The organism is Amycolatopsis sp. NPDC058340 (assembly GCF_042723975.1).
GTDB lineage: Bacteria > Actinomycetota > Actinomycetes > Mycobacteriales > Pseudonocardiaceae > Amycolatopsis.
In genome coordinates, this window is sequence record NZ_JBHXIB010000051.1 from 1 (window position 1) to 25,697 (window position 25,697).

The 25,697-nt window shown below is 68.3% G+C and carries 27 protein-coding genes; 7 read left to right on the forward strand and 20 right to left on the reverse strand.

Features of this window, described 5'->3' with window-relative positions; translation table 11 throughout:
• Window positions 1-336: 336 nt before the first annotated feature.
• From thpD to ACFWIW_RS34740, 6 genes are all read right to left on the reverse strand, one after another.
• Entirely contained in the window at window positions 337-1,236 is a 900-nt protein-coding gene (gene thpD, locus ACFWIW_RS34715) for an ectoine hydroxylase (protein WP_378372341.1), read from the reverse strand.
• Window positions 1,237-1,260: 24 nt separating this feature from the next.
• Window positions 1,261-1,650, reverse strand: coding sequence for an ectoine synthase (locus ACFWIW_RS34720; protein ID WP_007033454.1), 390 nt, complete (start codon window positions 1,648-1,650; stop codon window positions 1,261-1,263).
• 43 nt (window positions 1,651-1,693) lie between these two features.
• On the reverse strand, window positions 1,694-2,944 hold the full coding sequence (ectB, locus tag ACFWIW_RS34725) for a diaminobutyrate--2-oxoglutarate transaminase (RefSeq protein ID WP_378372342.1): 1,251 nt from the start codon (window positions 2,942-2,944) through the stop codon (window positions 1,694-1,696).
• 38 nt (window positions 2,945-2,982) lie between these two features.
• Window positions 2,983-3,474 (reverse strand): diaminobutyrate acetyltransferase, encoded by a 492-nt coding sequence (gene ectA, locus ACFWIW_RS34730; protein ID WP_378372343.1) that lies wholly within the window; start codon window positions 3,472-3,474, stop codon window positions 2,983-2,985.
• Window positions 3,475-3,685: 211 nt separating this feature from the next.
• Window positions 3,686-6,658, reverse strand: a complete 2,973-nt coding sequence (locus ACFWIW_RS34735) for a patatin-like protein (RefSeq protein ID WP_378372344.1) — start codon at window positions 6,656-6,658, stop codon at window positions 3,686-3,688.
• A 263-nt stretch (window positions 6,659-6,921) separates the two neighbouring features.
• Window positions 6,922-7,905: a zinc-dependent alcohol dehydrogenase family protein gene (locus ACFWIW_RS34740; protein WP_378372345.1), complete on the reverse strand. Its 984-nt coding sequence runs from the start codon at window positions 7,903-7,905 to the stop codon at window positions 6,922-6,924.
• A gap of 123 nt (window positions 7,906-8,028) precedes the next feature.
• Here ACFWIW_RS34740 and ACFWIW_RS34745 point away from each other — a divergent pair, with 123 nt between their 5' ends.
• Window positions 8,029-8,400 (forward strand): winged helix-turn-helix transcriptional regulator, encoded by a 372-nt coding sequence (locus ACFWIW_RS34745; RefSeq protein WP_378372346.1) that lies wholly within the window; start codon window positions 8,029-8,031, stop codon window positions 8,398-8,400.
• Between the two features lie 75 nt (window positions 8,401-8,475).
• Here the strand turns inward: ACFWIW_RS34745 and ACFWIW_RS34750 are convergent, their stop codons facing one another.
• Together ACFWIW_RS34750 and ACFWIW_RS34755 are read right to left on the reverse strand one after the other, a co-directional pair.
• A complete protein-coding gene (locus tag ACFWIW_RS34750; RefSeq protein ID WP_378372347.1) occupies window positions 8,476-9,720 on the reverse strand; it encodes a DUF445 domain-containing protein in 1,245 nt (414 codons plus the stop codon).
• 7 nt (window positions 9,721-9,727) lie between these two features.
• Window positions 9,728-10,510 (reverse strand): Abi-alpha family protein, encoded by a 783-nt coding sequence (locus ACFWIW_RS34755; protein WP_240599383.1) that lies wholly within the window; start codon window positions 10,508-10,510, stop codon window positions 9,728-9,730.
• An 80-nt stretch (window positions 10,511-10,590) separates the two neighbouring features.
• On the opposite strand from ACFWIW_RS34755, the gene ACFWIW_RS34760 reads away from it, so the two are divergent.
• A complete protein-coding gene (locus ACFWIW_RS34760; RefSeq protein WP_378372387.1) occupies window positions 10,591-11,460 on the forward strand; it encodes a maleylpyruvate isomerase family mycothiol-dependent enzyme in 870 nt (289 codons plus the stop codon).
• On the opposite strand, the gene ACFWIW_RS34765 is transcribed toward ACFWIW_RS34760, so the two are convergent.
• A complete protein-coding gene (locus ACFWIW_RS34765; RefSeq protein WP_378372348.1) occupies window positions 11,423-11,821 on the reverse strand; it encodes a pyridoxamine 5'-phosphate oxidase family protein in 399 nt (132 codons plus the stop codon). The genes ACFWIW_RS34760 and ACFWIW_RS34765 overlap by 38 nt on opposite strands.
• Window positions 11,822-11,994: 173 nt before the next feature.
• Between ACFWIW_RS34765 and ACFWIW_RS34770 the strand changes: the two genes are divergently transcribed.
• Window positions 11,995-12,924: an AraC family transcriptional regulator gene (locus ACFWIW_RS34770; protein ID WP_378372349.1), complete on the forward strand. Its 930-nt coding sequence runs from the start codon at window positions 11,995-11,997 to the stop codon at window positions 12,922-12,924.
• Here the strand turns inward: ACFWIW_RS34770 and ACFWIW_RS34775 are convergent.
• From ACFWIW_RS34775 to ACFWIW_RS34790, 4 genes are read right to left on the reverse strand one after another with little or no spacing between them, the layout of a single operon-like run.
• Window positions 12,912-13,268 (reverse strand): lipopolysaccharide assembly protein LapA domain-containing protein, encoded by a 357-nt coding sequence (locus ACFWIW_RS34775; protein ID WP_378372350.1) that lies wholly within the window; start codon window positions 13,266-13,268, stop codon window positions 12,912-12,914. The genes ACFWIW_RS34770 and ACFWIW_RS34775 overlap by 13 nt on opposite strands.
• A gap of 38 nt (window positions 13,269-13,306) precedes the next feature.
• On the reverse strand, window positions 13,307-14,455 hold the full coding sequence (locus ACFWIW_RS34780; protein ID WP_378372351.1) for a dipeptidase: 1,149 nt from the start codon (window positions 14,453-14,455) through the stop codon (window positions 13,307-13,309).
• Between the two features lie 33 nt (window positions 14,456-14,488).
• Window positions 14,489-15,106, reverse strand: a complete 618-nt coding sequence (locus ACFWIW_RS34785; RefSeq protein WP_378372352.1) for an alpha/beta hydrolase — start codon at window positions 15,104-15,106, stop codon at window positions 14,489-14,491.
• On the reverse strand, window positions 15,103-16,062 hold the full coding sequence (locus ACFWIW_RS34790; RefSeq protein WP_378372353.1) for a ring-cleaving dioxygenase: 960 nt from the start codon (window positions 16,060-16,062) through the stop codon (window positions 15,103-15,105). The genes ACFWIW_RS34785 and ACFWIW_RS34790 overlap by 4 nt, the downstream gene beginning before the upstream one ends.
• A 98-nt stretch (window positions 16,063-16,160) precedes the next feature.
• On the opposite strand from ACFWIW_RS34790, the gene ACFWIW_RS34795 reads away from it, so the two are divergent.
• Window positions 16,161-16,613, forward strand: coding sequence for a MarR family winged helix-turn-helix transcriptional regulator (locus ACFWIW_RS34795; protein WP_378372354.1), 453 nt, complete (start codon window positions 16,161-16,163; stop codon window positions 16,611-16,613).
• Between the two features lie 169 nt (window positions 16,614-16,782).
• Here the strand turns inward: ACFWIW_RS34795 and ACFWIW_RS34800 are convergent, their stop codons facing one another.
• The 4 genes from ACFWIW_RS34800 to ACFWIW_RS34815 are packed head-to-tail and all read right to left on the reverse strand — an operon-like array spanning window position 16,783 to window position 22,010.
• Window positions 16,783-18,390, reverse strand: coding sequence for a benzoate-CoA ligase family protein (locus ACFWIW_RS34800; protein ID WP_378372355.1), 1,608 nt, complete (start codon window positions 18,388-18,390; stop codon window positions 16,783-16,785).
• 17 nt (window positions 18,391-18,407) lie between these two features.
• On the reverse strand, window positions 18,408-19,829 hold the full coding sequence (gene boxB / locus ACFWIW_RS34805) for a benzoyl-CoA 2,3-epoxidase subunit BoxB (RefSeq protein WP_378372356.1): 1,422 nt from the start codon (window positions 19,827-19,829) through the stop codon (window positions 18,408-18,410).
• A gap of 7 nt (window positions 19,830-19,836) precedes the next feature.
• A complete protein-coding gene (gene boxC, locus ACFWIW_RS34810) occupies window positions 19,837-21,429 on the reverse strand; it encodes a 2,3-epoxybenzoyl-CoA dihydrolase (protein WP_378372357.1) in 1,593 nt (530 codons plus the stop codon).
• A gap of 38 nt (window positions 21,430-21,467) precedes the next feature.
• Window positions 21,468-22,010, reverse strand: coding sequence for a TetR/AcrR family transcriptional regulator (locus ACFWIW_RS34815; RefSeq protein ID WP_378372358.1), 543 nt, complete (start codon window positions 22,008-22,010; stop codon window positions 21,468-21,470).
• Window positions 22,011-22,070: 60 nt separating this feature from the next.
• Here ACFWIW_RS34815 and ACFWIW_RS34820 point away from each other — a divergent pair, with 60 nt between their 5' ends.
• Complete coding sequence (locus ACFWIW_RS34820) at window positions 22,071-22,547, forward strand: cupin domain-containing protein (protein ID WP_378372359.1); 477 nt, start codon at window positions 22,071-22,073, stop codon at window positions 22,545-22,547.
• On the opposite strand, the gene ACFWIW_RS34825 is transcribed toward ACFWIW_RS34820, so the two are convergent.
• Complete coding sequence (locus tag ACFWIW_RS34825) at window positions 22,510-22,941, reverse strand: hypothetical protein (RefSeq protein WP_378372360.1); 432 nt, start codon at window positions 22,939-22,941, stop codon at window positions 22,510-22,512. The genes ACFWIW_RS34820 and ACFWIW_RS34825 overlap by 38 nt on opposite strands.
• A gap of 182 nt (window positions 22,942-23,123) precedes the next feature.
• Between ACFWIW_RS34825 and ACFWIW_RS34830 the strand changes: the two genes are divergently transcribed.
• Complete coding sequence (locus tag ACFWIW_RS34830; RefSeq protein ID WP_378372361.1) at window positions 23,124-23,378, forward strand: alpha/beta fold hydrolase; 255 nt, start codon at window positions 23,124-23,126, stop codon at window positions 23,376-23,378.
• A 12-nt stretch (window positions 23,379-23,390) separates the two neighbouring features.
• The gene (locus ACFWIW_RS34835) at window positions 23,391-24,002 is read left to right on the forward strand and encodes an alpha/beta fold hydrolase (protein WP_378372362.1); all 612 of its coding nucleotides are present in this window, start codon (window positions 23,391-23,393) and stop codon (window positions 24,000-24,002) included.
• Between the two features lie 76 nt (window positions 24,003-24,078).
• Here ACFWIW_RS34835 and ACFWIW_RS34840 read toward each other — a convergent pair whose 3' ends face one another.
• Together ACFWIW_RS34840 and ACFWIW_RS34845 are read right to left on the reverse strand one after the other, a co-directional pair.
• Window positions 24,079-24,840, reverse strand: coding sequence for a 2-keto-4-pentenoate hydratase (locus ACFWIW_RS34840; protein ID WP_378372363.1), 762 nt, complete (start codon window positions 24,838-24,840; stop codon window positions 24,079-24,081).
• Window positions 24,837-25,634 carry a 2-keto-4-pentenoate hydratase gene (locus tag ACFWIW_RS34845; protein ID WP_378372364.1) on the reverse strand — a complete coding sequence of 266 codons (798 nt, stop codon included), beginning with the start codon at window positions 25,632-25,634 and terminating at the stop codon, window positions 24,837-24,839. Before ACFWIW_RS34845 ends, ACFWIW_RS34840 begins: the two co-directional genes overlap by 4 nt.
• Window positions 25,635-25,697: the final 63 nt, after the last annotated feature.

The window sequence follows — 25,697 nt, forward strand, 5'->3', positions numbered from 1 at the left end:
CGTGAAGGCCTCCTTGAGGGACCCAGAGTCCCTCAAGGAGGCCTTCACGGACCGAGCCTTGACCGCGGAGACGAAAAAAGGCTCCGTGCCATCAGTCCCGATCTGATGGCACGGAGCCGGGGGATGTCCGACTTGGGCCGCCTGGGGGCGCGACCCACATCGGACATCGGCGTCCACGTCCGTCCGGGTGGGCTCACCCCGAGCGAAGAACCCGTTCGGTCGTCGACAACACCTACGTGAGCGAGCCCACTGGCCCGCTCACGTGGCGACAACGTAACAGGGCGCACACCGACGGCTACAAGCGCCCCGCCATGGCCTTCGCGACCTGCGGTTTCGTCAGCGCGTCAGCGGGGTCGAGTCGCGGCCGGCGATGAAGGCCGGACGCGGTTCGATCGCGGCGTACGGCTCCTGGAGCGCGTTTTCGACGCTGTTGAACACGACGAAGATGTTCGACCTCGGGTACGGCGTGATGTTGTTCGAGGAACCGTGCATCACGTTCGAGTCGAACCAGAGCGCGGAACCGGCCTGTCCGGTGAACTGGTCGATTCCGTATTCGGCGGCGAGCGCGGTGATGTCCTCCTCGCTCGGGACGCCGACCCGCTGCTCTTTCAGAGAACTCTTGTAGTTGTCCTCCGGGGTCTCCCCGGCGCACTGGACGAAGGTCCGCTGCGAGCCCGGCATCACCATCAGCCCGCCGTTGAACGGGTAGTTGTCGGTGAGCGCGATGGAGCAGCTGACCGCGCGCGGCACGGGCATGCCGTCCTCGGCGTGCCAGGTCTCGAAGTCCGAGTGCCAGTAGAAGCCGGTGCCCTTGAAACCGGGCATGTAGTTCACGCGGCTCTGGTGGATGTACACCTCGGAGCCGAGGATCTGCCGGGCCCGGTCGAGCACGCGCGGGTCACGGACGAGTTCCGCGATCAGCTCGCTGGTCTCGTGGACGTCGAAGATGGAGCGGACCTCACCGGTCTTGGCCTCGGTGATGACGCGCTCGTCGCCGCTGTGGTCCCCGGAGGACATCCGGACGAGTTCCTGCCAGTACGTCTGGACTTCGCCAGGCGACAACAACTGGTCGACGACGGTGTAACCACGCGTTTCGTGGTTGGCGAGCGTGGCCGCGTCCAAGGGACCGTCGGCCTCGGTGCCCCAGACGGTGGGGTGCGCCCTGGGCAGGTGTTCGGGTTTACCCGTGATGCGGGTCGGGTAACTGTCGTCGACTCGGGTGTCGGTCAGCGTCAATGCAGTCGCCTCCTCGAGCGATTTCTACGGTTCGGTGACGAGCGGGTACACGCCGTTTTCGTCGTGGACCTCGCGGCCGGTGATGGGTGGGTTGAACACGCAGACGCACTTGATCTCGGTCTTGGGCCGGACCTGGTGCTTGTCGTGGTCGTTGAGCAGGTACAACGTGCCCGGCTTCAGCTGGAAGACCTCGCCGGTCGCGGTGTTTTCGAGCTCGCCCTCACCGGAGGTGATGAACACCGCTTCGATGTGGTTCGCGTACCAGAAGTCGTTGACCGTCCCGGCGTACAGCGTGGTCTCGTGCACCGAGAAGCCGACGCCCTCCTTGGCCAGCACGATGCGCTTGCTGCGCCAGTTCGGGGTCTTGATGTCGGCGTCGGTGTCGGTGACCTCGTCGAGGGTTCTGACAAGCAACGGAAAACTCCTTCTCGTTCCTGGTTGGGGCGGTCGGTTCGGGTCAGTTGAGGACGGAGGCGACGGCCTCGTCGATGATCGCGAGGCCCTTCGTGAGCTCGTCGTCCGTCAGGGTGAGCGGCGGGAGGACCTTCATGACCTCGCCGTCGGGGCCGGAGGTCTCCATCAGCAGCCCGCGTTCGAACGCGGCGGCGCAGACCTTGCCCGCGAGGTCGCCGTTGGCGAACTCGATGCCCCGGGCGAGGCCGCGGCCCTTCGCGAACAGGTTCGCGTCCGGGTACGCCTCGACGATGCCCTGGAAGGCGGCGGCGATGCGCTCGCCCTTGGCCTTGGTCGACTTCTCCAGCTCGTCGTCGCTCCAGTAGACGCGGATCGCCTCGGTCGCGGTGACGAACGCCGGGCTGATGCCGCGGAAGGTGCCGTTGTGCTCACCCGGCTCCCAGACGTCGAGGTCCGGGCGGATCAGCGTCAGCGCCATCGGGATGCCGTAGCCGCCGATGGACTTCGAGAGGCAGACGATGTCGGGTTTGATACCCGCGTCCTCGAAGCTGAAGAACGGTCCGGTGCGGCCGCAGCCCATCTGGACGTCGTCGAGGATCAGCAGGATGCCGTGCTTCTTGCACAGGTCGTCCAGCGCCTTGAGCCATTCGACGCGCGCCGCGTTGATGCCGCCCTCGCCCTGCACGCCTTCGACGATCACGGCGGCGGGCTCGTTCAGGCCGCTGCCGGAGTCTTCGAGCAGCTTCTCGAAGTAGAGGAAGTCCGGGATGGAGCCGTCGAAGTAGTTGTCGTACGGCATCGGGGTGGCGTGCACCAGCGGGACACCCGCGCCGCCGCGCTTCATCGAGTTACCGGTCACCGACAGGGCGCCCAGCGTCATCCCGTGGAAGGCGTTGGTGAAGTTGATGACCGATTCCTTGCCGGTCACCTTGCGGGCGAGCTTCAGCGCGGCCTCGACGGCGTTCGCGCCACCGGGGCCGGGGAAGACGACTTTGTAGTCGAGCTCGCGCGGCTGGAGGATCTTCTCCTGGAACGTCTGGAGGAAGTCCCGCTTCGCCACGGTGAACATGTCGAGCGCGTGCGTCACGCCGTCACGGGCGATGTAGTCGATCAGGGCCCGCTTGAGCGCCGGGTTGTTGTGCCCGTAGTTGAGCGCGCCGGCGCCGGCGAAGAAGTCGAGATAGGCCTTGCCGTCTTCGTCGTACAGGTAGCTCCCCTGTGCCCGGTCGAACACCACGGGCCAGCCACGGCTGTAACTGCGTACTTCGGATTCGAGTTCCTCGAAAATGCTCATCACGTTTTCTTTCTCCCTGAGATCCCCGGTTTTACGTTCTATTGACTGCTGAGCGGACCGATTCGGTACAGGTCCTCCTGCTCATGCGTTCCTTCCTCGGCCGGGAAATCCGCCGCGGAGAACAGATCCTGGCGTTCCACGGTGGCATCCCACCGTTTGGCGAACGAGGCGAACAACCGGATCGAAGCCTCGTTGTCCGGCGTGATCGTGGTTTCGAGGTACCGCACGCCCTGGGCGGTCAGACGGCTGAACAGCTCGTCGAGCAGGGCTCCGGCCAGGCCTTTTCCTCGCTGGGACGCGTCGACCGCGACCTGCCAGACGAAGCCGGTGTCCTGCTTGCGGTATCCGATCACGAAGCCGACCGGCGTGCCGTCGACTTTCGCGACCACCGAGGTGTCGGCGAAATCGTGGCACCACAGCAAATAGGCGTAAGGCGTGTTGAGATCGAGCTTCTTCGAATCGCGGGCGATTCTCCAGAGCGCGGCACCGTCTGCCTTGGTCGGAGTTTCGATCAAGTGCTTTCCGGACATGTCCAAGAAACGTACCGGAGGATTCGGGCGCGGTCAGATCAGCGCGGCGGCGGCAACGCGGCTACCTGCAACAACCTCGAAACACACGTGATAAAGGTAACGGTAACGTTTGAAGCGCAGCACGTGTGGGTAAGGCCGCCTCGGTGCGGTCTCACTGCACGTGACGATACCAACCGTTACCACTTCGTCGCACGGTCAGGACGCGATTCCGCTATTCACGGCGCCGTTTGCGACCCGCGAGTGAACCGATCGGCGTCCAGATGGCGGGCAGCACGAGCAGCAGGCAGACGACCAGCCACCACACCGGTGCCTCGCCGCGCCGCCAGCCCGCGACGACGTCGCCGAGCCAGCCGAACAGCGGGTCGCGCACCGGTGGCAGGAAGGCGGCGAACAGCAGGGCGGCCACCACCAGCACGCCGAGCACCGTGAGCACCATCCGCCACGTCTTGCGCAACGTCATCAGGCTGACCACCAGGAACACGACGGCGCCCGCGGCGACCGGCACGCCGACCCATTGCAGGACCGGGCCGCCCTGCCCACCGAGGACGAAGCCCGCGAGCACGGTGATGAGCGCGGCGAGCACGTTCCACGGTGACGGCAAGGTGGCCGCGCCCCGCGTGATCCACCACGCGCTGCGCCCGGCGGCCTTGGCGAAGGTCGCGGCGGGCTGGACCGATTTCGGCACCCGCGTCGCCCCCGCGGCCGCGTTGATCCCGGCCGCACCCGCCTTGACCAGCGTCTTCGTCAGGAGCATCGTCCCGCGTTCGTGTTCGAACCGTTCGCCGGAGACCTGGCAGGCCTGGAACGCGCGCTGGGTCTGCTCGTCGGTTTCGGGCTCGTTCTCGATGATCCGGCGGAACCGTTCCGACGGTTTCCCGTTGCCCTTGGCCGTTTTCGCGTCGTGTCCGCAATGGAGGCCGACACACGGCAGCTCCTCGCGGGCGATCTCCAGCTGCCGCACCCTGGCGAGCACCATCGCCGTCACCGGCATGCTGACCGGCAGCGCGGCTTCGGTTTCCACGTCGGCGAGTTCGCCGTCGAGACCGAGGAAAGCCAGCTCCCCGGCCAATTGCGCGCGCAGGGCGTCCGCTTCCTCTTGGGACAGCCCGTCTTCCGTGCCCGGCTGCCGCCAGCCGATCTCCTTGAAGGTGTCCCGCACCCGTGCCCGGAACGCCTCCCGCCCGACGACGTCGCGCAGCAGCCGCAGGCGTTTCGGGTCGAGCAGGCACTGCACCAGCCAGCCCGCGCCGTCGACGCGGCCCCACATCCAGTCGTTCGCGCGCCAGGACGCCTTGTAGAACGCGCCGAAGTAGTCGGCCTGCATCCCGGTGAGCTTGTCCCAGGACCGGCGGCGCTTCATATCCATCAGGGTCCGCGAATCCGCGCTCACCTGGACGAGATCGACCCGCTGGTCGACCGACGGCGGTTGCGCGAGCAGCCCGCGGGTCGCGATGTGGAGGCGTACGAGCCGCGAGGTGACGATGGGATCACCTGCGCTTGTCTCGTCCGACGTGAGACCTGTCCAAGCCAGCAGCGTGCTGACCGTGTCGGCGGCTTCGGTTTCGGGTTTCGCCTGTGCCAGCGGCAAAAGGATCGGCGTCGCCTGCCGGAGCGCGGCGACGACGAGCGGCCACGCCTCCTTCAGCGTGTCCGAGCGGCCGAGCGCGGCCCATTCTTTGGCGAGGCCTTCGATCCAGGCGGCGAGCGTGACGTCGGCGGGCGGCGGTCCCTGTTCGGCGACCCAGCCGGCGAGCCGGTTCCCGCGCGCGGCCTTGTGGCGCGCTTCGTGCAGCAGCACCCGGCAACGGTTGAGCTGCACCGCCTGCTCCGGCGACGGATCGAGCCGGAAACCCGCGTTCACCAGCTGCAGGCCGGTGGCGACGGAATCGTCGAGCGCGGTGGTGCGGAAGGCGACCAGGTCCGCGAGTTCGCAGGTGTCCTTGGGCGGCTCGGTGGGCAGGCCGTCACGCAACCCGGCCGCCGCGGCCGCGCGCAGCTGCGCCGCCGTGCCGGACGCCCACTGACGGCCTTGATCCTCCACATCGGACAGTGAGAGCCTGCGGGTCGCCTCGCGGACCAGCGCGGTGGCGTCCTCCTGCACCCGGCGGTCGCGGTAGTCGTTCATCAGCCGCTGGTCGACCAGCGTGTCCGGGCCGCCGCGAACCCCCATCGCGGCAAGGGAGACGCGGGTCCCCCTGGTGCGGACGACGGCGTCGTTGTGCCTGGTCAGGTCCTCCAGTTCGGCGCTGATCGTCTGACTCAGCACGGTGCCGACGACCTTGCTCATCGCGCTGCCCAGCAGCGGCGGGCGTTCGGGATCGACCGCGACCCGCTCGGCCTCGCGTTCGGCCGTCGGCACCACGTACAGCAGCAGCCGCCGGACGTCCGAATGCGACTGCCGCTCGAAGATCTCCCGCAACGCCGGCCGCAGCGGTTTGTTCAGCAGGACACCGCCGTCGGTGAGCCAATGCGACCGTGTGACGTCGGTGTACTTCGTCATGTCCGGATGCAGCGGGCCGGTCTTCTCGCCGATCGGCATCCGGGAGAGCTCGAACGCGCCGGGGAACGACGCGGTGGACCGCGCCGCGAGCGCGAGCGGGCCCACCACGTCGTCCGTCCACAAAGGAGCGTCGAAGCGGAACAGCAGGCGGTGTTCGGTGTCGCGCACCAGGTTTCCGAGCGCGTCGTCGAACCGGGTCGTCTCGCCGTCGATCATCGTGCCGGTGAGCAGCACGGTGATGTCGGGACAGTCGGGTTTCACCGTCGCCTTGTCGGTGATCCGGTGCAACGCGTCCTTGAGATCGCCGAGCAGCACCTTGTCGCCGTCGAGCAGCGACCGCGGCTCCTTCTCGCCCGGGTCGCGGATCAGGTTGTCGAGCGATCCCGTGCTGATCCACGTGTCGCGCAGCACCTGCGGGCTCGACCGGAACGCCTCGGCCAGCCCGAGGCACGCCGCGTTGATGCCGCCCGCGCTCGTGCCGGTGAGCACGTCGAGCGAGACGGTGGCGTTGAGCAGATCGAGCAAGGCCCGGTACGGGCTCTTCGATTCCGGCGCTCTCGACGCCTGCAACAGATGCGAGGTCTCGGTGGCGACCCCGCCCATCCAGACCGCGAGACTCGCCCCGCCCACCATGGTCATCGCCAGCCGGATCTCCTGCGGCCACGGGCTCCCCGCGTCGGCCATGTGCGCCCTCCCCAAGGCTTTGTGCAGGGGGCACTCTAGACCGGACGGGGCAGCCGGTGTACCGCCGATGGTGCGCCCGTAGGGGCAACCGCGCGTTCCGCAGGGACGACACGCGTGATCGGATGGACGACACGCGTGTCCAGGCGGACGACTCGGCCGCATGCGCGTGTCGGCCGGCCAGTCACGTGTGTCGTCCGTCTGATCACACGTGTCGTCCACGCGGCCACGCGAAACCCCCGGTTCGGTCCGCCGCGAGCGGTGTCTCAGTCCACGGTGAGCACGATCTTCCCGAACTGCCGGTTCGATTCCAGATACCGGTGCGCGTCGACGACGTCGTCGAGGCGGAAGGTGCGGTCGACCCTGGACTGGAACGACCCGGCCCGCACCCCGGCGCGGATGAAGGCGTTGGCGCGGCGGAGCCGTTCGGGATTCATCGTGATACCGAAGGCGTTGAACATCCGCATGGTCGGCGCGAACCACAGCGGGAACGGCGTTTCCTTGGCGTCCAAGGCGCCATAGACGACGATCGCGCCGCCTTCCGCGGTCGCCTCGGACAGTTCGCGCACGCCTTCCCCGGCGATCGCGTCGAAGACCAGGTCGGCGCCGCGGCCGCCGGTGTAGGCCTTGGTGCGTTCGACGACGTCCTCCTCGGTCGTCACGATCACGTGCGCCGCACCGGCTTTGAGCAGCCGTTCCTTCTTCCCGGGGGTGCGGGTCGTCGCGATCGTCGTCGCGCCGATGTGATTGGCGACCTCGATCGCGGCCAGCGCCGTCCCGCTCGAAGCCGCGGTGATCAGCACGGCGTCGCCCGCCCGCACCTTGCCCTCGTCGATGATCGCGCCGTAGCCGGTGAGCAGCGAACCCCACATCGCGACGGCGTCGACCGGGCCGAGCCCTTCCGGCCGGTGCAGCGTGGCGCTCGCCGGGACGATCGCCTGCTCGCCGTAGACCCCGTACTCCTTCTGGGAGAAGCCCGCGATCGTGGTGACCCGGTCGCCCTTCTCGAAGCCCTCGACGTCCGGGCCGACCGCGTCGACGACACCCGCCGACGTGTAGCCGAGTTTCGCCGGGAAGTTCTCCGCCCGCTCGAAGTAGTAGCCGCCGCGGAACATCGCTTCGGCGCGGTTGAGGCCGATCGCCTCGATCGAGATCCGCACCTCGCCGGGGCCCGGCTCGCCGATCTCGACGTCCATCACCTCCAGCACCTCGGGCCCGCCCTCGGCACGGAAACGTACTGCCTTGCTCATTCTCATCCCCTTGAGTCGGTTACGTCTTGTAACGGGGGACATCGTCTGTCACGATCGAATCCGCTGGAAGACGGCACTTTCCTGTGACGACGGCACAAGCCTGTTACGAACGAGGTCAACGCGATGAGCGACGCCGAAGATTTTTCCGCCGAGGAACCCTGCTCGCTGCGCGAGGTGCTCGGGCTGGTCGGTGACAAGTGGACGATGCAGATCCTGGTGCGGCTCACCGACGGGCCACGCCGGTTCAGCGAACTCGAACGCGGCATCGAGGGGATCAGCCGCCGGATGCTCGCGCTGACACTGCGGAACCTGGAGCGCAACGGCCTGGTGACCCGGACGGTCTACGCGGAGGTCCCGCCGCGCGTCGAGTACGCGATCACGGCGCACGCCGCCGAACTCGACGCGCCGCTGCACGCGCTTTCGGCGTGGGCGGCCAAACACCGGTCGATCGTGGGCCAGGCGCGTCGCGCCTATGACGCCACGAAGGCCTCCTGAACCCCCGCGTTCAGTCCTCTGGATGCGGTTCTTGCGCGTGCAACCACCGCATTCAGAGGACGAAATGCGGGGGCGTCAGGCGGCGAAGTGCTCCAGGAGGAGAACCTGCGCCTCACCGACGGCGAAACCCAGGACCGCGCCGGTCGCGATCAGGATCCATTCGTCCTGCTGGAAGGCGGGCCGCAGCAAGCCTTCGAATTCGCGCGGTGACAGCTCCTTCATCTTCGTCACCAGCACGTTCCGGATGTCCATCGCGTCGGTCGCGTAGTCCTCGATGTACCGCATGGTCTCCGGCAGCTTGTCCATGATCTTCTCGGCGATGTTCAGCTTCATGTCCTGATACCGCCTGCTGCCGACGGCGAACACCACCAGCGGTTTCCCGACGCCGACACGGCGCCCGAGCTGTTCGTCGAGCTGACGCTGGATGAGCCCGAGCACCCGGTCCGACAGCGGGCCGCGCAGCACCGCCTCGATCACGTTGTGCGGGGTGATGATCTCCTTCGCGATCAGCGCGCCGTACGCCTCCGCGACCTCGCCACGGCGCTTCAGGAACAGTCCCTGCCAGCGCACGCCGAAATACCGGCGTTCCTCGATCGGGTAGAAGATCATCCGCAGCGCCAGCCAGTCGGTGAACCAGCCGGTGAAGAGCCCGAACAGCGGCATGATCAACGGGAACTTGAACAGCACCCACGCGATCATCTGGATGACACCGATCAGCCCGCCGAAGAAGATGCCGGAGCGGGCGATGAACTTGAACTCCTTGTCTCCCGCTTCCTGGAAGATCCGGTTCAGCAGCCGTTTGTCCTTGACCAGTGCGGTGACCACCATGCCCTTGAGGTCGAACACACTGTCCACATCGGACTTGATGAGTTCCAGCACGGCCGCGACCATCCGCGGCGTCTCGGCCTGGACGCGCTGGATCACCAGCCGCTGCATCCCCACCGGCAGCGATTCCCACAGGCCCGGCTGGTAGTGGGCGGCGACGTCGCGCACGATGTCCTCGACGGCCGCCTGGAGCGGTTTTTCGATCTCCTTGGCGATTCTCTGCGGATCCAGCCGGGCGACGACCTCCGCCGGTTTGATCAGCTGCTCGGTCATCGTGTCGCAGGCGATGCTCGCCATCCGCGCGGCGCGTTTGGGCACGATGCCCTGCCAGCCGAGGAACGGTTTGATGCCGACGAACTCGACCGGCTGGAACATCATCCGGATCGCGACGAGTTTGGTGGTGTAGCCGATCAGGGCGGCGACGATCGGGATGGAGACGTAGATGGGCCAGTGCCGGGCGAAATCGGCGAGGATGCCGTCGAGGAACGCGCCCATACCGAGGTCAGCCGGCGCTCGGGTCGCAGGCCTGCCAGAACTGGGCGCCGAGGCGGGAAATATGGACCGTGCGTTTGACGAACTTGGCCCGCTTCACCGATTTCTCCGCCTCGCGGACGGTCTCGTCGGTCAGCAGGATCTCGTACTGCGTCTCCAGCGCGGGCACCTCTTCGTCCAGCTCGACCAGGCCGAGGCCGATCAGCCTGGTGAGGTAGCCGGGCACCTGGTCGGGCAGCGACACCCCGGCCGCCTTGCCGACGGTGGAGGCGTTGCGCAGCACGAACCGTCCGGCGGCGCCGAGGCTCGTCCGCTCGGCGACGTCGACGGCGGGGAACGGCGAGCCGTCGGAGAGCGCGGAAAGGATGCGGGCCTCGTCCGGCGTGAGCTGCCGCAGGATGATCGCGTAGAGGTACTCGCGGGCCCGCTCGCGGCCGAAGCCGATGGAGTGGTTGAGCAGTTCGGCCATCGCCGCGCGGAGCGGTTCGAGCTGGGCACGGGTGTGCACGAGCGTGATGGTGGCCTCGACCGGCTTGGCGCCGTTGGTGTCGGGCCGGTTCATCGCGGACGCGGCGGTGAGCGCGGCGTGGTACGGGTCGTCGACCTCGTCGAGACGGCGGCGCAGCTCCGAAAGCAGCTGCCGTTCGCCCTGTTTGACGATCTGTTCGGCGATCTCGACGCCGGGGAGTTTGCGGGTGAACTCGAAACCCGTGCGCGCGGCCCAGCCCGCCAGCTGCCCCGCGCGTTTGGCGAAAGCGGCCAGGTCTTCACCGGCGGGTCGATCGTTGCTCACGGGCACTCCCCTCACGTTCGCGCTGATGCTACCTGCGAGTAGGCCGAATGGCCGAAAATGTGATGGACCTGAGTGTTTGGATGGTCACCATGAGCTTCACGCGCTGGGGTCCGCCGATCGACGTCCTCCCGCTGTTCGCGCGGGAGGAGCAAGCCCTGCTCGACGTGCTGACCGGATTGGACGCGGACCGGTGGGCCGCGCCGACGGTGTGCACGGGCTGGACGGTGCACGACCTCGCGGCCCACATCCTCGGCGACAAACTCGGCAGGCTGTCCCGCGACCGGGACGACTACCGCGCGACGGCGCCCCGCGAGGGCGAGCGATTCGAGGACTTCATCGACCGGATCAACGACGAATGGGTGGTCGCGTGCCGTCGGCTGTCCCCCGAAGTGCTGTTCGCGATGCTGGTGGACAGCACCTCGCAGATCGCCGAGATGTTCGGCCGCGCCGACCTCGACGCCGTCGGCGATCCGGTGAGCTGGGCCGGGGACGAGCCCGCGCCGGTATGGCTCGACGTCGCCCGGGAGTACACCGAGTTCTGGGTGCACCAGCAGCAGATCCGCGAGGCGGTGGGCGCGCGGATGCTGGACGACGCGGAGTTCCGTGGGCCGGTGGTCGACACCTTCATGCGGGCACTGCCGCACACTCTGCGTGACATCGAGGCCCGCTCCGGCAGGCAGGTCGCCTACACCGTCACCGGCCAGGGCGGCGGGAAATGGACGGCACGGCGGACCGCGGACGGCTGGGAACTCGACCGCGTCGCGCCGACGTCACGGGCACCTTTGGCCTCGGTGACGACGGACGCGGACACCTTCTGGCGGCTGTGCACCCGGAACCCGGCCGACCGCGCGCGGGTCACCGCCGAGGGTGACGAAAGCGTTTGCGCCGCCGTGCTCGGGATGACGTCGATCATCACATCGAGTAACGGCTCACCTTCTCCGGCCGGATGACGAGCCGCACGAGATCGAGGGTCTGGATCCCGGCGAGCTCGCCGGCGTGGGCGGGGTCTTCGAGGTCCCAGTAGCGCTCGGCGAGCCGGGCGGCCAGCTCGTGCGCCCCGCCGGGTTCGACCGTGGCGCGGCCGGAGACCGAGACCCAGCGCTCTCGCTCGCCCACCGGCGCGGCCACGATGATCGACGCGCGGGGATCGTTCGCCAGCCGCCGCACCTTGGGCGACTCGCGGGGAGTGAACAGCTGGACGGTGCCGTCGTCGGTGGCCTCGAACCACACCGGCCGGACCGGGCCGTCGGCCACGGTCAGGAAGCCGTGCAGGGGGCGGCGGAGGAATTCGAGGTCGTCGGGAGTGAGCATGCGCTCGATTCAACCCGGCGGGATCGGACGTGCCCATAGGCGAAAGGCCGGATCGCCTGTCCATTCGTCCAGCGCGGCTGAAGGGGACTTTCCCCGCGTCTCACGCGGCGAGGGGCCCTTTCCCTGCATCGCATGCGGGGAAAGTCCCCTTCAGCTCCTCTAACCTCGCCCACGTGGACGTGTTCAGTGACCTGATCCGCGGGGTGCGGTCCCACGGTTCGTTGTTCGGCAGTACGACGCTGTCCCCGCCCTGGGCGCTGCACTTCGTGGACGGCGCGCCGCTGACCTTGTGCGCCGTCCTCACGGGCGCGGGCTGGATCGTGCCGGAAGACGCTCCGCCCGAACCGCTGCGCGCGGGCGAGTCGGTCATCGTGCGCGGCCCTTCGACGTTCACCTTCGTCGACGAGGTCGGCACGCCCGCCGAACCGATCGCGTGCGGCGAGCACTGCGCGACACCCGGCCAGGGCGGGACCCGGCACCGGCTCGGCTGGGTCGGCGACCCCGGCGGCGAGACGAGTTTGATCGTCGGCGCGTACCCGGTGCGCGGCGAGATCGCCCGCCCGCTGCTGGACGCGCTGCCCGTCGTGCTGCGGGTGGACGCCGGCGGCGCGGGCGACCCCGTCCTGGAACATCTCGCCGCCGAAGCCGCCGTCGACGCGCCCGGTCAGCAGGTGGTCCTCGACCGGCTGCTCGACTGGATGCTGGTGTGTTCCCTGCGCGAGTGGTTCGACCGGCCGGGCGGTGAGCCGCCGGCGTGGTGGGCCGCGCAGCGCGATCCGGTGGTTGGCGGCGCGCTGCGCCTGCTGCACGCGGAACCGGCGGCGCCGTGGACGGTCGGCTCGCTGGCCGCGCGGGCCGGGGTTTCACGGTCGACACTGGCGAAACGGTTCGCCGATCTGGTCGGCGAACCGCCACTGACCTACCTCACCCGCTGGCGGATGACGCTCGCGGCGGATCTGCTGACCGGCGAGGAATCCGCGACCGTCTCGGATATCGCCCGCAGCGTCGGCTACTCCGACGCGTTCGGGTTCAGCGCGGCGTTCAAACGCGTGCGCGGCGTCAACCCCAGCGAGTTCCGGCGGCAGGTCCTTCAGCGCAGCTGATGCCGCGACTTCTTGGCCTGCTTGCGCAACTGCAGGATCCGGGCGCCGCCGACGAGCGCGACCAGCACGCCGCCGGCGATCACCGAGAACAGCATCGCGACCGCCAGCGGCATGCTGCCGGACATGCCGAGGAAGTGGACGGTGGCCGTGTCCTGGTTCTGCAGGATGAACACCAGCAGGAACACCAGCACGATCAGCGCCACGATGACGGCGATCCAGGTACCGCTCACCCGGGTCCGTTTGAGTTTCGGGCCCGCCTCGAATTTACCGCTGTGGCGTGCGCCGCCCGCGGTCTCGGGCGGCTTGACGGGAACCTCGGCGGCGCCCTCCTCCGGCTGCGTCATGCAGGACAGTGTCCGCCGAAGCGGGCTTGATCGCGCTCTCAAGCGTCCGAACGGGTGACCTCGTCCGCCGCGCGCAGCACGCGCAAGGTGTTCTTCCCGGCCAGTTTCGCGCAGTCCTCTTCGCTCCAGCCGCGTTCCAGCAGGGCGGCGAAGAGCACCGGGTACTTCGAAACGTCTTCGAGGCCTTCGGGCAGCGTCGCGACTCCGTCGTAGTCGCCGCCGAGTCCGATGTGGTCGATACCGGCCACTTCCCGCGCGTGCTCGATGTGCGCGACGACGTCGTCGATGCCCGCCTTCGGCTTCTCCGGGCCGCCTCGCTCCTCGGTGAACTTCGTGCGCTGGTCGATGTTCCGGTAGTCCTTGCCCGCGGCTTCCATGTCCAGGCGCAGCTGCTCGCCCCATTCGGCGACCTTCGGCGAGATGAAGCCCGGCACGAACGTCACCATCGCGACGCCGTCCTTGGCGGCCAGGGTCGCCAAGACGTCGTCGGGGATGTTGCGGGGGTGGTCGTTGACCGCGGTGCAGGACGAGTGGCTGAAGATCACCGGCGCGGAGCTGACCTCAAGCGCGGCGCGCATGGTGCTCGGCGCGACGTGCGAGAGGTCGACGAGCATGCCGATCTTGTTCATCTCGCGGACGACGTCGCGGCCGAAATCGGTGAGCCCGCCGTGTTCGGGTTCGTCGGTGCCGGAGTCGGCCCAGGTGGTGTTGTAGTTGTGCGTCAGCGTCATGTAGCGGACGCCGAGACGACGCAGGATCCTCAGCACACCAAGGGATTCGGCGATGCTGTGGCCACCCTCGGCACCAAGCAGCGACGCGATCTTGCCGTCGCGGAACGCGGCTTCGGCCTGGTCGGCGGTGTCCACGAGGGCGAGACGATCGGGGTATCGCTCGGCCATCTGGTGCACGATCTCGATCTGTTCGAGGACCGCCGTCACCGCGCTGTGCCCCTCGAACTGGCAAGGCACGTAGACGGACCAGAACTGCATGCCGAGTCTGCCCTCGGCGAGCTTCGGGAAGTCGGTGTGGAGGTGCGGCTGCCGGACCGTGAGATCCGTGCCTGCCACGGCCTCGACCGGATCCGGCCCGGTCGTCACCCGCAGCTCCCATGGCAGATCGTTGTGCCCGTCCGCGAGGAGGACCCTGTCGAGCAGGGCCTGGGCGCGGACGAGGTCCCCGTTAGTCATCGGACGATTTTACGTTCGCGTGCTTTGCTCTCCTCACTGCCCGTTGAGCCACCCCGCCGCCGCGACCAAACCGTTGCCGGTGACCTGGTGCCCGCCGGGGTGCCGGTGGGCGACGACGTCCGCGCCGCGTTCGCGCAGGTCACGGGCCAGTGTCTCGGCCGAATCCAGCGGCGCCATCGGATCGTGCTCGCCGTTCGACAGGAAGACCCTGGTGCCGGACAGGTCTTCGCGTGGCGGCTCCGGAAGCGGTGACATCGCCGCGAACAGCGCGGATTCCCGGACGGCGTCCGGACGGAGCAGGGTCACCGCGGCGGCGATGTTGGCACCGTTGGAGAACCCGATGGCGACGAGCCGCCGGTCACCGAGGCCGTACTCCTCGCGCGAGGCGAGCACGAAATCGGCCAGCTGGTTCGCGCGGAAGACGACGTCCTCGTGGTCGAAGACGCCCTCGGCCAGCCGGCGGAACCAGCGAGCCGCACCGTGTTCCGACACCGGCCCGGACGGCGCGAGCAGCGCCGACGCCGGGCTCAGCTGCCGGGCCAGTGGCACGAGGTCGTCCGGCCCGCCGCCGGTGCCGTGCAGGAGCAGCAGCACCGGCTCGTCGGGCGCTCCTTCGACGTACTTGTGCTCCAGCGATTCCGGCGCGGTCATCGCGGGTTGTTCTCGCTCGGGAGGTCCAGCTTCGGCAGCATGGCCTCGATGTCCTCGCGTTTGGGCTCCAGCCACGGCGGGAGTTTCAGCGCGCGGCCGAGTTCGAGCAGCGGCTCGTCGATCGCGAAGCCGGGTTCGTCGGTCGCGACCTCGAGCAGGGTGCCGCCCGGCTCACGGAAGTAGATCGAGCGGAAGTACTGACGGTCCAAAATGGACGTCACGTTCACGCCGTCGTCGATGAGCTCGTCGCGCCAGGCGGCCTGGGTCTCCTCGTCCGGCGCGCGCCAGGCGACGTGGTGCACGGTGCCCGCCGCCACCAGCCCGCGCGGGGCGTCGGGTGTCACGAGGACGTCGACGAGCGCGCCGGGGCCGCCGTCACCGGCGGAGAACCGGAGTCGGTTGTCCTCCTGGTGCTCGAAGGAAAGGCCGAGGCCGTCGGTCAGCATCCCGGCCGTCGCGTCCTCTTTGGACACCGACAGCGTGACGGAGTGCAGGCCGCGGATCGCGTGTTCGGCGGGGACGAGCTTCGTGTCCCACGGGTCGCGCGGGTCGCCCTGCGGATGCGCGACGAGAGCGAGCTTCAGGCCGTCCGGGTCGGCGAAGGTGAGCGTCTCCTCGCCGTCAGAATTCCGGATCCGGCTCGTCTCGACGCCGCTCGCGGCGAGGTGCTGCTTCCACCAGCCGAGCGAGGTCTCCGGCACGGAGAACGACGTCGTGGTCGCCTGGCCGGTGCCGTGACGGCCCTTCGGCGCGTCCCGCCACGCGAAGAACGTCATCAGCGAGCCGGGTTTGCCGGACCCGTCGCCGTAGTAGAGGTGATAGGTGCCGGGATCGTCGAAGTTCACGGTGGTCTTCACCAGCCGCAGGCCGAGCGACCGGGTGTAGAAGTCCGCGTTGCGCTGGGGGTCGCCACCGATGGCGGTGACGTGGTGCAGGCCCGAAGTCTTGATCGACATGGTGCCCCTCCTCTGGAGCCGGTGGACTCAAGCTAGCCCGATAACCTCTCGCGCGCAAGATATATTCCTGGAAGAGTTCTTGGTGTACTCTCGCCCGCGTGACAGCCGAGGAACCGCAAGACGACGAAGTGGTCACGTGGTGGGGTCTGGTGATCGAGGGCTACCTGGCCACGCAGAACAAGCTGATGGGCGAGATCGCCGAACGGTTCGGCCTGGCGCCGGCGTCGTTCGACATCCTGCTGCGGCTCGTGCGCTCACCCGAGCACCGGATGCCGATGACGCGGCTGGCCGTCGAGGCGGCGTTGTCCAGCGGCGGGTTCACCAAGGTCGCGGACCGGCTCGTCGCCGCCGACCTGATCTGCCGGGTGCCCAGCCCGGACGACCGCCGCGTCACCTTCGCGGCGCTCACCGAGCACGGCCTCGACGTCGCGGAAAAGGCGCGGGAGGCGTGCGCGGAGATCCTGCGGCGCATCGTTCTGACCCCGCTCGGTGACGACGCGCACGCGCTCGCCGAAGCCATGCGGACGCTGCGTACCGTCAACGGCGGCTGAGTTCCGCCTTCAATCACGCGAGTTCGCCGCTCAATCACGCGAGTTCGCCGTTCAATCACGCGTGTCGTCCATCCGGTCACATCGGCTCGGCGTGCCGCATCGGCGCACTCGCGTGATCAGACGGCGCACTCGCGTGATTGAAGAGCGAACACGCGTGATCAGGCGGACGTCAGCCGGGCAGGGGTGAGGTGGGGTCGGGCTGATAGGACCGGACCTCGTACATGTCCCGCACCAGTTCCCGGATGACGTTGCGCCGGATCTTCCCGGTCGCCGTCTTCGGCAGTTCGCCCAGCTCGACGACGCCCCGCGGCCGTTTGAACGACGCCAGCCCCGCCCGGCAGAACTCGATCAGCTCGTCCGGGTCGAGCCGTTGCCCCGGCACGCCGACCACGCACGCGACCGGTTTCTCGATGCCGTCGGCGTCGAACGCGGCCACCACCGCGACCTCGGCGACCGCGGGATGTTGCAGCAGCCGGTCTTCGACCTCGGCGGGCGAAACCCAGATCCCGCCCGGTTTCAGCATGTCGTTGAAACGCCCCAGACAGGTGTAGCTGCCATCGGCGTCACGCACGAAACTGTCGCCCGTCCGCAGCCATTCGCCCTGGAAGACCTGTTTCGTCGTCTCGTACCGGGCCCAGTACCCGGTCGCGATCGACGGACCGGCGACGAACAGTTCACCGGGCTGCCCGTCCGGCACCGGGTCGCCGTGTTCGTCGCGCAGCGCGATCTCGTAGCCCGGCACCGGCGTCCCGGTACTGCCGGGACGGACCTGGCGCGGCCGGTTGGACAGGAAGATGTGCAACGCCTCGGTCGAGCCGATCCCGTCGAGGATCTCGACGCCGAACCGCTCGCGGAACCGTTCGTACAGCACGGCGGGCAGCGGTTCGCCCGCCGAAACCGCCTGGCGTACCGAGGCGAACGTGTCGTCGGGGATGTCGCTGGCGAGCAGCGCCGCGTAGAACGTCGGGACGGCGAAGAACAACGTCGGCCGCTCCGCGCGGGCCCTGGCGGCGATCAGTCCCGGGGTCGGCCTCGCCGGTTCGAGCAGTGTCGTGCCGCCTGCCGCGAGCGGGAAGAACGCCGAATTCCCCAAGCCGTAGGCGAAGAACAGCTTCGGGACGGAGAGGAACCGGTCGTTCGGCCCGATGTCCAGCACGCCGCGCGCATACGTCTCGCACACCGCTCGGATGCCCGCGTGCCGGTGCATCGCGCCCTTCGGCTTACCCGTCGTCCCCGAGGTGTACAGCCAGAGCGCGGGCGAGTCCTCCCAGGTCGGCGCCGGTTCGAAACCGATGTCGTCCACTGTGGACAGATCACCCCACTGATGCGTGCGGATGCCGGACGGCAGGTCGGCGGCCTTCGCCCTGTCCAGCACGACGTCGGTGACCTCCGGCGCCAGCCCCAGCGCCACCGTGGCCTGCGAGGCGAACTCGCCGGAAACGCACAGGACCCTGGCCCGCGAGTCGGCGAGCATCTTGCCGAGATCCAGTCCGGTGACCATGGTGGACACCGGCACCGCGACCGCTCCGGCCAGCATCGCGCCGAGGATCCCGGTGAGCAGCTCGACGTCGTCGGCCATGCAGAACAGGACCCGTTCCTCCGGGCGGACGCCGATCGCCTTCAGCCCCGCCGCGACCCGGCGGGTTTCGGCCGCCAGCCCCGCGTACGTGAGGCTTCGCCTCGGGGAAACGACCGCGTCCTTCGCGCCCCGTCCTTCCGCCAGATGCCGGTCGAGCAGGTAGCTCGCCGCGTTGAACCCGGTAGCAGCAGCGGTCACGGGCGCACCTCTATCGCTCAGCTCAGGTAAACGTATTCGTAGTCGAACGGTTTCCCATTGATGCCCTGGCGTGGCGGCGCCACCCAGCTCGCGATCTTTCCTCGCTCGTACACCGGGTGCATCAGCGATCGGACGAAGGTCAGGTCTTCGGGAGTGGGCAGCCACTTGCGTTTGCCGGCCAGCCAGGTCCGCTCGTCGACAACGGTGCCGTCGGGCGTCACATGGTGGCCGGAGTTTATGCCGACTTCGCGATTGAATCCAGGGTGCGGGAGGACGAATCGGAAGTCGACGCCCGCTTCGTCGAGGATCTTGTTCCAGCGGTTGACGCCGGTCTGACAGTCGGCGCGGTACTCCTCGCGCAAGTCGAGGTTCAGCAGCAGGATGGCCGCGTGTTCCTCGGTCTCCCAGGTGCCGTCGGCTCTGGGCCGGGACAGCGATCCGGCGGCGTCGGTGAGCTTGTGGTCGTCCTTGCGGCGCGGCTCCTGCCAGCGGCCTTTCAGCCCGGCGGTGTAGTAGTTCGCCGCGTTGGTCGACGTCTCCCCGCCGAACAGGTCGAGCGAGACCGTGTAGTGGAAGTTGAGGTAACGCTGGATCACGTCGAGCGGGATGCCGCCGTGCCCGCCGATGTCGAAGGTGTCGTGCTCGCGGATCAGCTCGGCGCTGCGGGTGACCACCCTGTCGACCCCCGTGGTGCCGACGAACATGTGGTGCGCCTCTTCCTTGAGCATGAATTCACAAGTGCGGGAAAGCGGGTCGAAACCGCTTTCCTTGAGGGTGCCGAGCTGATATTTGCCATCACGATCGGTGAAATAGGTGAACATGTAGAACGCGAGCCAATCCGCGGTCTCCTCGTTGAAGGCGCCGAGGATCCGCGGGGCGTCCGGACTTCCGGAATTACGGAGCAGCAATCCTTCCGCCTCGTCGCGACCTTCGCGCCCGAAGTAGGCGTGCAGCAGGTACACCATCGCCCACAGATGACGGCCTTCTTCGACATTGACCTGGAAAAGGTTCCGCAGGTCGTAGAGGCTCGGCGCGGTGAGGCCCAGCAGTTTCTGCTGTTCGACCGAAGCGGGTTCGGTGTCGCCCTGGATCACGATGAGGCGCTGCAGGTCGGCGCGGTATTCGCCGGGAACCTGCTGCCAAGCGGGCTCGCCCTTGTGCTCGCCGAAACCGATGACGCGGTCGGGGTCGGGCTCCGCGAGGAAGATCCCCCACCGGTAGTCGGGCACGTTGACATGGTCGAAATGCGCCCAGCCGTCCCGTCCGACGCTCACCGCCGTGCGCAGGTAGACCCCCTGCGTCCGCAGCGTGGGACCCATTTCTCCCCACCAGTCCAGGAACTTCGGCTGCCAGCCCTCCAGCGCCCGCTGAAGGCGGCGATCACCGGAGAGGTCGACGTTGTTGGGGATCCGGGCGTCGTAATCGATCTTGGTGGGCATGCGCTGTTCAAACCCGCTTCCTGTCGAAGACGGCCTTCTGACCGGTACCGTAGCGACGCAGCGCACCCTCTGGACCGGATGCGTTCGGACGAGTGAAGATCCAGTTCTGCCAGGCGGCGAGCCTGCCGAAGATCTTGCTTTCCAGTGTTTCGGGGCCGACGAACCGGTGATTCGCCTCCATTCCGGTCAAGGCGTCCGGGCTGAGCGAAGCCCGGCCCTCCAGCGCGATCCGGATCTCGTCCTCCCAGTCGAGGTCGTCCGGGGCGTCGGTGACCAGGCCGAGTTCGTCGACCTCCGCCGGGCTCAACGCTTTGCCGCACACCTCCGCGAGCCTCGTGACGTGCTCCGGATCCCCGAAGAAGCGGGATTCGAGACGGGTCAAGCCATTGCCCATCGGGAAGCGGCCGAAGTTGGCTTCGGACAATGTGATCGACGCACGTTCTTCACTGTCTTCGTCGTCGATCGGAGGACCGTCCAAGATGTACTGCCGGTCGGCGGCGAGCGCGAGTTCCAGCAGGAGCCCGGCGTAGCAGCTTCCCGGCTCGATGAGGGCGATGAGGCTGCGACTGGTGACGTCCAGCCGCTTCAGCGTCCGCTTGAAGTAATGGACGATTTCGTTGCTCAGACAGTCTTTCGCGTCGAACACGGCGCGTTCGTGTTCGAGGACCTTCGCCGGATCGCCTTCCGTGCGGAGCACCCACGTCCCGAGTTCGGGTTCGTTGGTGCGCAGGCGGAGGATCGCGTCGTCCAGTTCGCGCGTGACGTCCAGCAGCCAGCCGTCGTCGTCCTCAGGGCCCTTGACGGTGATCGTCGCTTCGGACTTGCCGCGGGCGATGTCGACATAACGATGTTCGAGCGGCTTCAGTTCGACACCTTCGCCGTCGAGCCGCTCGCTCGACCGCGCGAATTCCTTCGCCCTGGCCAGCACGGCTTCGCGGAAACCTTGTCGCGGCACGAGTTCGTCGACGAGCCGCCAGTCGACGGCGGTCCGGCCTTTCACCCCGTCGGGGCGAGTGGCGAAGACGTCGGCGAGATCCCGCCGCACGCCGCGTTTGTCGACCACCCGGGTGAGCCCGCCGGTGCCGGGCAGGACGCCGAGGAGCGGCACCTCCGGCAGCGCGACGGTCGAGGAGTTGTCGTCGACCAGCAGGATCTTTTCGCAGGCGAGCGCGATCTCGTAGCCGCCGCCGGCGCAGGTGCCGTTGACCGCCGCGACGTAGAGCTGACCCGAGTACGCGGTGGCGTCCTCCATGGCGTTGCGGGTCTCATTGGTGAATTTGCAGAAGTTCACCTTCCACTCGTGCGACGACGACGCCAGCATGCGGATGTTCGCGCCGGCGCAGAAGACGTTGTCCTTCGCGCTGGTCACGATGACCACGCGGACCTCGGGATGTTCGAACCGCAGCCGCTGCGTGGCGTCGTACAACTCGATGTCCACGCCGAGGTCGTACGAGTTGAGTTTGAGCTCGTAACCCGGTACGAGGCCGGCGTCCGCGTCGACGTCGAGTTCGAGCCACGCGACGTCGCCGTCGGTGGTCAGTTTCCAGTGCCGGTAGCCGCTGGGATGACGTTCGAACGTCACCGATGTGGTCCGCGTCACCCTTCCGATTGTCTACATAGCACTGATCAGCGTCAATGTTATGTAGAAAGTTGGTCACGGAGCAGATCGAGGAAACGGACCCAGTCGGCACCCTTGCGAATGACCGACGACAGGGCTCCGACCAGCAGATAGACGTCCGCGACCGTGCAATCCGATCGGAGACGACCGGCGGCCTGATCGTGGGCGATGATCTCGGCGACCACCGTTTCGAGGCGCTCGCGCGCCGAACCGCGCGGCTCGCTCCCGGGCCGCCCGCGGGCCGAGTCGATGGCGGCCGTGAGGCCGCGATCGACGGCCAGCACCTCGCCGACGTACCGGAAATAGCGCTCCAGACCGGAATCCTCACCGAAACAGTGCGTCCTGGCGTACTGCTCGATCTCCGCGAACCGGTGCTCCGCCGCCGCCTCGACCAGCGCATGCCGATCCGGGAAGTGCCGGTACACGGTCCCCACGCCGACACCGGCCGCGCGGGCGATCTCCGGCATCTGCACGTCGTCCCCGCGTTCGGCGAACAACGCGCGCGCGGCGTCGATCACCCGTGCCCGGTTGCGCTCCGCGTCCGCTCGCGGCTTGGTTGACAACCCGCCTCCCTCGCGTTTAAGTGGAAACGGAGTCCGTTTCCGATTGGGAGGCAGAATACCATGTCGAAGGATCGTTTTCTCCTGCTCGAACCCGGTAAGTCGCGGCCCGGCCGCGTCCCGCTGCCGCCCGCGTTCAGCGTCAAGGCGATGACCGAAGACACCGAGACGAGGTTCTCGCTGCTCGAAGTCACCCTCGCCGTGGACATCCCACGACACGTGCACCACGAGGCCGACGAGTGCATCTACGTCCTCGAAGGCGAACTCGGCATCGACTTCGACGACGAGAGCCACATCGCGACGAAGGGCACTTTTGTCCTGCTGCCGCGCGGCGTCCCGCATGCCTTGCGCCGGATCTCCGAGCCGCCCCGGGTTCTGCAGATCTCGTCACCCGGCGGCTGGGAGCACTACCTGGAAGACCTGTTCGAGGCGGGGCCCGCCGTGTTCACCGATGGCGCGATCGACCCGGCGAAGATCAACCGGGTCGCCGCGCCCCACCGCATCACGTACGGGGACCGACCGCCGCGGGGACACGGTTGAGCTTCGTCGCCGCCCAGGTCACGAAGGCCCACAGCAGCAGCGCCGCGGCCAGGTCGGTGTAGATCGTGGCGAACCAGAAGGCCGGGATCCGCGGCACGGCGACCAGGAAGTGGCCGAGGCTCGCGAGACCGGACAGCGAATAGACCATCAAGAACGCGAGCGCCCGCCAATAGCGTCCGCGCAGGTAGTCGCGGTAGCCGGCGGCGCCGAACGCGGTGAAGACGACGTACGCGACGACGACCAAGGTGGCGGCCATGCCCACCGAAATCCCCTCGACCTGCGGGTAGTCCGCCGCCCTGAGCACGTTGTGCGCGTAGTGCAACGTGGTGGTCAGCAGCGTGAAGGCCAGGATCAGGCGTAGTGCGGTGAGTCCTTGGCCGCGAAGAGCTTCCATGTTCGCCCCCTTGCGATTTGATAGATCGCTCTAGCGAGAGAGTAGCCCATGGCGGCTGGGAGGTGAAGGTCGCTGGTACCGAGTCCTCACGCACGCCGAACTCAGCGAGGAAGGAGGGCTCTACCACGAGCTTTACGAAATCCAGGCTCGCGCGTCTCGCGGGGAGTAGTCACACTGGCGTGATGCCGGAGAAGATCGCCGAAGTGAACGGCGTCCAGCTGTGTCACGAGACGTTCGGCTCGCCGGACGGCAGGCCGTTGCTGATGATCATGGGCCTGGCCTCCCAAATGATCTGGTGGGACGACGAGCTCTGCGAGAACCTCGCGGCCGAGGGGTTCTTCGTCATCCGCTACGACAACCGCGACGCCGGCCGCTCCAGCCGGATGACCGGCCGGGTGAACCTGCCGCTCGCGTACACGCTCCGCACGGCGCCGTAATCCTTGGCGGACATGGCGGGCGACGCCGCCGGGCTGCTCACCGAGCTCGGCGTCGCGAGCGCGCATGTCGTGGGCGCGTCGATGGGCGGGATGGTCGCGCAGACGCTGGCCATCGAGTACCCGTCGCGGGTGCGGTCGCTGACGTCGATCATGTCGACCACCGGCAGCCGGTTCGTCGGGCGGCCCAGCGCCAAGGCGATGGCGATGCTGCTGTCGGCGCCCCCTCGCGGCCGCGAGGAGTACGTCGAGCAGCTGGTGCGCACGTTCCGCGTGATCGGCTCGCCCGGTTACCCCTTCGACGAGGCCCGGATGCGTGAGCGCGCGGAGCGGTCGTTCGAGCGCGGCGTCGACCCCGGCGGGACGGCGCGGCAGCTGGCGGCGATCGTTTCGAGCCGGGATCGCTTCCGCGCGTTGCGGAAACTCAAGATGCCCGCGCTCGTCGTGCACGGTTCGAAGGATCCGCTCGTGCACGTTTCCGGCGGCCTGGCGACGGCCCGCGCGCTCCGGGAGTCCGAAGTGGACATCGTGCCGGGGATGGGGCACGACCTGCCGCGCGCGATCTGGCCCCGGCTGACGCGCGGCCTGGTCCGGACTGCCGACCGCGCCGACGTCATCGCGGGGTGAGGCAACGTGGCTGGCGGGGCGGGCAGGCCGCTGACGTTGCGAAAGCCACTTCGCGAAGACAGTTGAGGCTCCCGCGTCAAGCCCCGGCGAGCGTGATCGAGCCCAGATGCGAGAAATGCGCCGCCACCCGTGCACCCGGCCGCACGTCGACCGCGTCGGTCATCCCGCCGGTGAACACGAGCCAGCCCGGCTCCATCGCGCGCCCGCGCGCACCGAGGGCGTTGGCCGCCAGCGCCAGCGCTTCCGCCGGATGCCCCAGCACCGCCGCCCCGGTGGCGGTGTCGACGATCGCGCCGTCGACCTCCAGCAGGGCCGCCTCCAGCGAGAGATCCAGCGAAGACGGCTCCGCGCCCACCGGCCCGAGCGTGACGTACGCGGAAGAACCGTTGTCCGCCACGACGTCCGGCAGCGCGAAGCGATAGTCGCGGTAACGGCTGTCGATGACCTCGACGCCGCCATAGACGCGGTCCACCGCCGCCATCGCGGTCGCCGCGGTCACGCCTGGGCCCGAAAGGCGTTGTCCCAGAACGAAAACCAGCTCCGGCTCGGCCCGAGGGTGGATCAGGGACGGCACGGGCACCCCGGCGGGGAGCACCATCGCGTCGGTGAGCCAGGCGAGCAACGGCGAGTCGATGCCCATGCGTTGCTGCTTCGCTCGCGAGGTCAGGCCGAGCTTCACGCCGATCAGCGTCTCGCCGCGCTCCAGTCTGAGCCGGAGCGCCTCGTCCTGGATCGCGTACGCGGTGCCGACGTCCAGATCCGGCCACGCGTCGGTCAGCGGTTCGCGTTCTTCCCCGGACAGCAGCGCTTCCGCCGCCTCCCGCACATCGAGGCTCACGGCCGTTCCTCCCCGGAGAACTTCGCGGTGACACTGCCGAGCCCCGCCATCGTCGCGACGACGGTGTCGCCCGGTTTCACCGGGATCGCCCGCGTCATCGAACCCGGCAGCACGACATGCCCCGGTTCGAGCGCGACACCGAGCGGGCCGACCGTGTTCGCGAGCCATACCAGCGCGTTCACCGGCGAGCCGAGCACCGCGCCACCGGCGCCGGTCGCCGCGATCTCGCCGTTCTGGTGCAGGACGCAGCCCGCCAGCCGCAGATCGACGTCGCCGATCGCGGTCGGCCTGCTGCCGAGTACGACACCGCCCGAAGACGCGTTGTCCGCGATGGTGTCGACGATGCTGATCTTCCAGTCCCGGATCCGGGAGTCGACGATCTCCAGCGCCGGGACGACGAAGTCCACCGCCCGCAGCGCGTCCGCCACCGTGACGCCGGGGCCGCGCAGCCGCGAACCGAGCACGAACGCGATCTCCGGTTCGATCTTCGGCTGCAGGAACCCGCCGATCGGGATCGGCTGGTGTTCGAGGTGGAACATCGAAGCGGTCAGATGGCCGTAGTCGGGCTGGTCGACACCCATCTGCCGCTGCATGGCGGCGGAGGCGAGGCCGACCTTGTGCCCGCGTACGCCGTCGCCGCGTTCGGCCCAGTGCCGGACGAGCCGCTGCTGGACGCGGTACGCGTCCTCCAGCGTCGCGGCGGGATAGGTCTCGATGAGGGGCGCGATCGGCTTGCCGGTCTCGTACGCGCTGAGCAGCGCGGCCGCGGCCTCCTGCAGCGTGCTGGCGTCCATGGGCTCCTTCCGACCAGTCGGACTCTGCCTCCTCTCCGGGGGCCGCACAAGACGGCCGTTCCA

Bases quoted from the DNA above. Each gene is read 5' to 3' on its own strand.
- ectB (WP_378372342.1), bottom strand. From the start codon at position 2,944: ATGAGCATTTTCGAGGAACTCGAATCCGAAGTACGCAGTTACAGCCGT.
- ectA (WP_378372343.1), bottom strand. From the start codon at position 3,474: ATGTCCGGAAAGCACTTGATCGAAACTCCGACCAAGGCAGACGGTGCC.
- ACFWIW_RS34735 (WP_378372344.1), bottom strand. From the start codon at position 6,658: ATGGCCGACGCGGGGAGCCCGTGGCCGCAGGAGATCCGGCTGGCGATG.
- ACFWIW_RS34740 (WP_378372345.1), bottom strand. From the start codon at position 7,905: ATGAGCAAGGCAGTACGTTTCCGTGCCGAGGGCGGGCCCGAGGTGCTG.
- ACFWIW_RS34745 (WP_378372346.1), top strand. From the start codon at position 8,029: ATGAGCGACGCCGAAGATTTTTCCGCCGAGGAACCCTGCTCGCTGCGC.
- ACFWIW_RS34750 (WP_378372347.1), bottom strand. From the start codon at position 9,720: ATGGGCGCGTTCCTCGACGGCATCCTCGCCGATTTCGCCCGGCACTGG.
- ACFWIW_RS34760 (WP_378372387.1), top strand. From the start codon at position 10,591: ATGGTCACCATGAGCTTCACGCGCTGGGGTCCGCCGATCGACGTCCTC.
- ACFWIW_RS34765 (WP_378372348.1), bottom strand. From the start codon at position 11,821: ATGCTCACTCCCGACGACCTCGAATTCCTCCGCCGCCCCCTGCACGGC.
- ACFWIW_RS34775 (WP_378372350.1), bottom strand. From the start codon at position 13,268: ATGACGCAGCCGGAGGAGGGCGCCGCCGAGGTTCCCGTCAAGCCGCCC.
- ACFWIW_RS34780 (WP_378372351.1), bottom strand. From the start codon at position 14,455: ATGACTAACGGGGACCTCGTCCGCGCCCAGGCCCTGCTCGACAGGGTC.
- ACFWIW_RS34785 (WP_378372352.1), bottom strand. From the start codon at position 15,106: ATGACCGCGCCGGAATCGCTGGAGCACAAGTACGTCGAAGGAGCGCCC.
- ACFWIW_RS34790 (WP_378372353.1), bottom strand. From the start codon at position 16,062: ATGTCGATCAAGACTTCGGGCCTGCACCACGTCACCGCCATCGGTGGC.
- boxB (WP_378372356.1), bottom strand. From the start codon at position 19,829: ATGCCCACCAAGATCGATTACGACGCCCGGATCCCCAACAACGTCGAC.
- ACFWIW_RS34820 (WP_378372359.1), top strand. From the start codon at position 22,071: ATGTCGAAGGATCGTTTTCTCCTGCTCGAACCCGGTAAGTCGCGGCCC.
- ACFWIW_RS34825 (WP_378372360.1), bottom strand. From the start codon at position 22,941: ATGGAAGCTCTTCGCGGCCAAGGACTCACCGCACTACGCCTGATCCTG.
- ACFWIW_RS34830 (WP_378372361.1), top strand. From the start codon at position 23,124: ATGCCGGAGAAGATCGCCGAAGTGAACGGCGTCCAGCTGTGTCACGAG.
- ACFWIW_RS34835 (WP_378372362.1), top strand. From the start codon at position 23,391: ATGGCGGGCGACGCCGCCGGGCTGCTCACCGAGCTCGGCGTCGCGAGC.
- ACFWIW_RS34845 (WP_378372364.1), bottom strand. From the start codon at position 25,634: ATGGACGCCAGCACGCTGCAGGAGGCCGCGGCCGCGCTGCTCAGCGCG.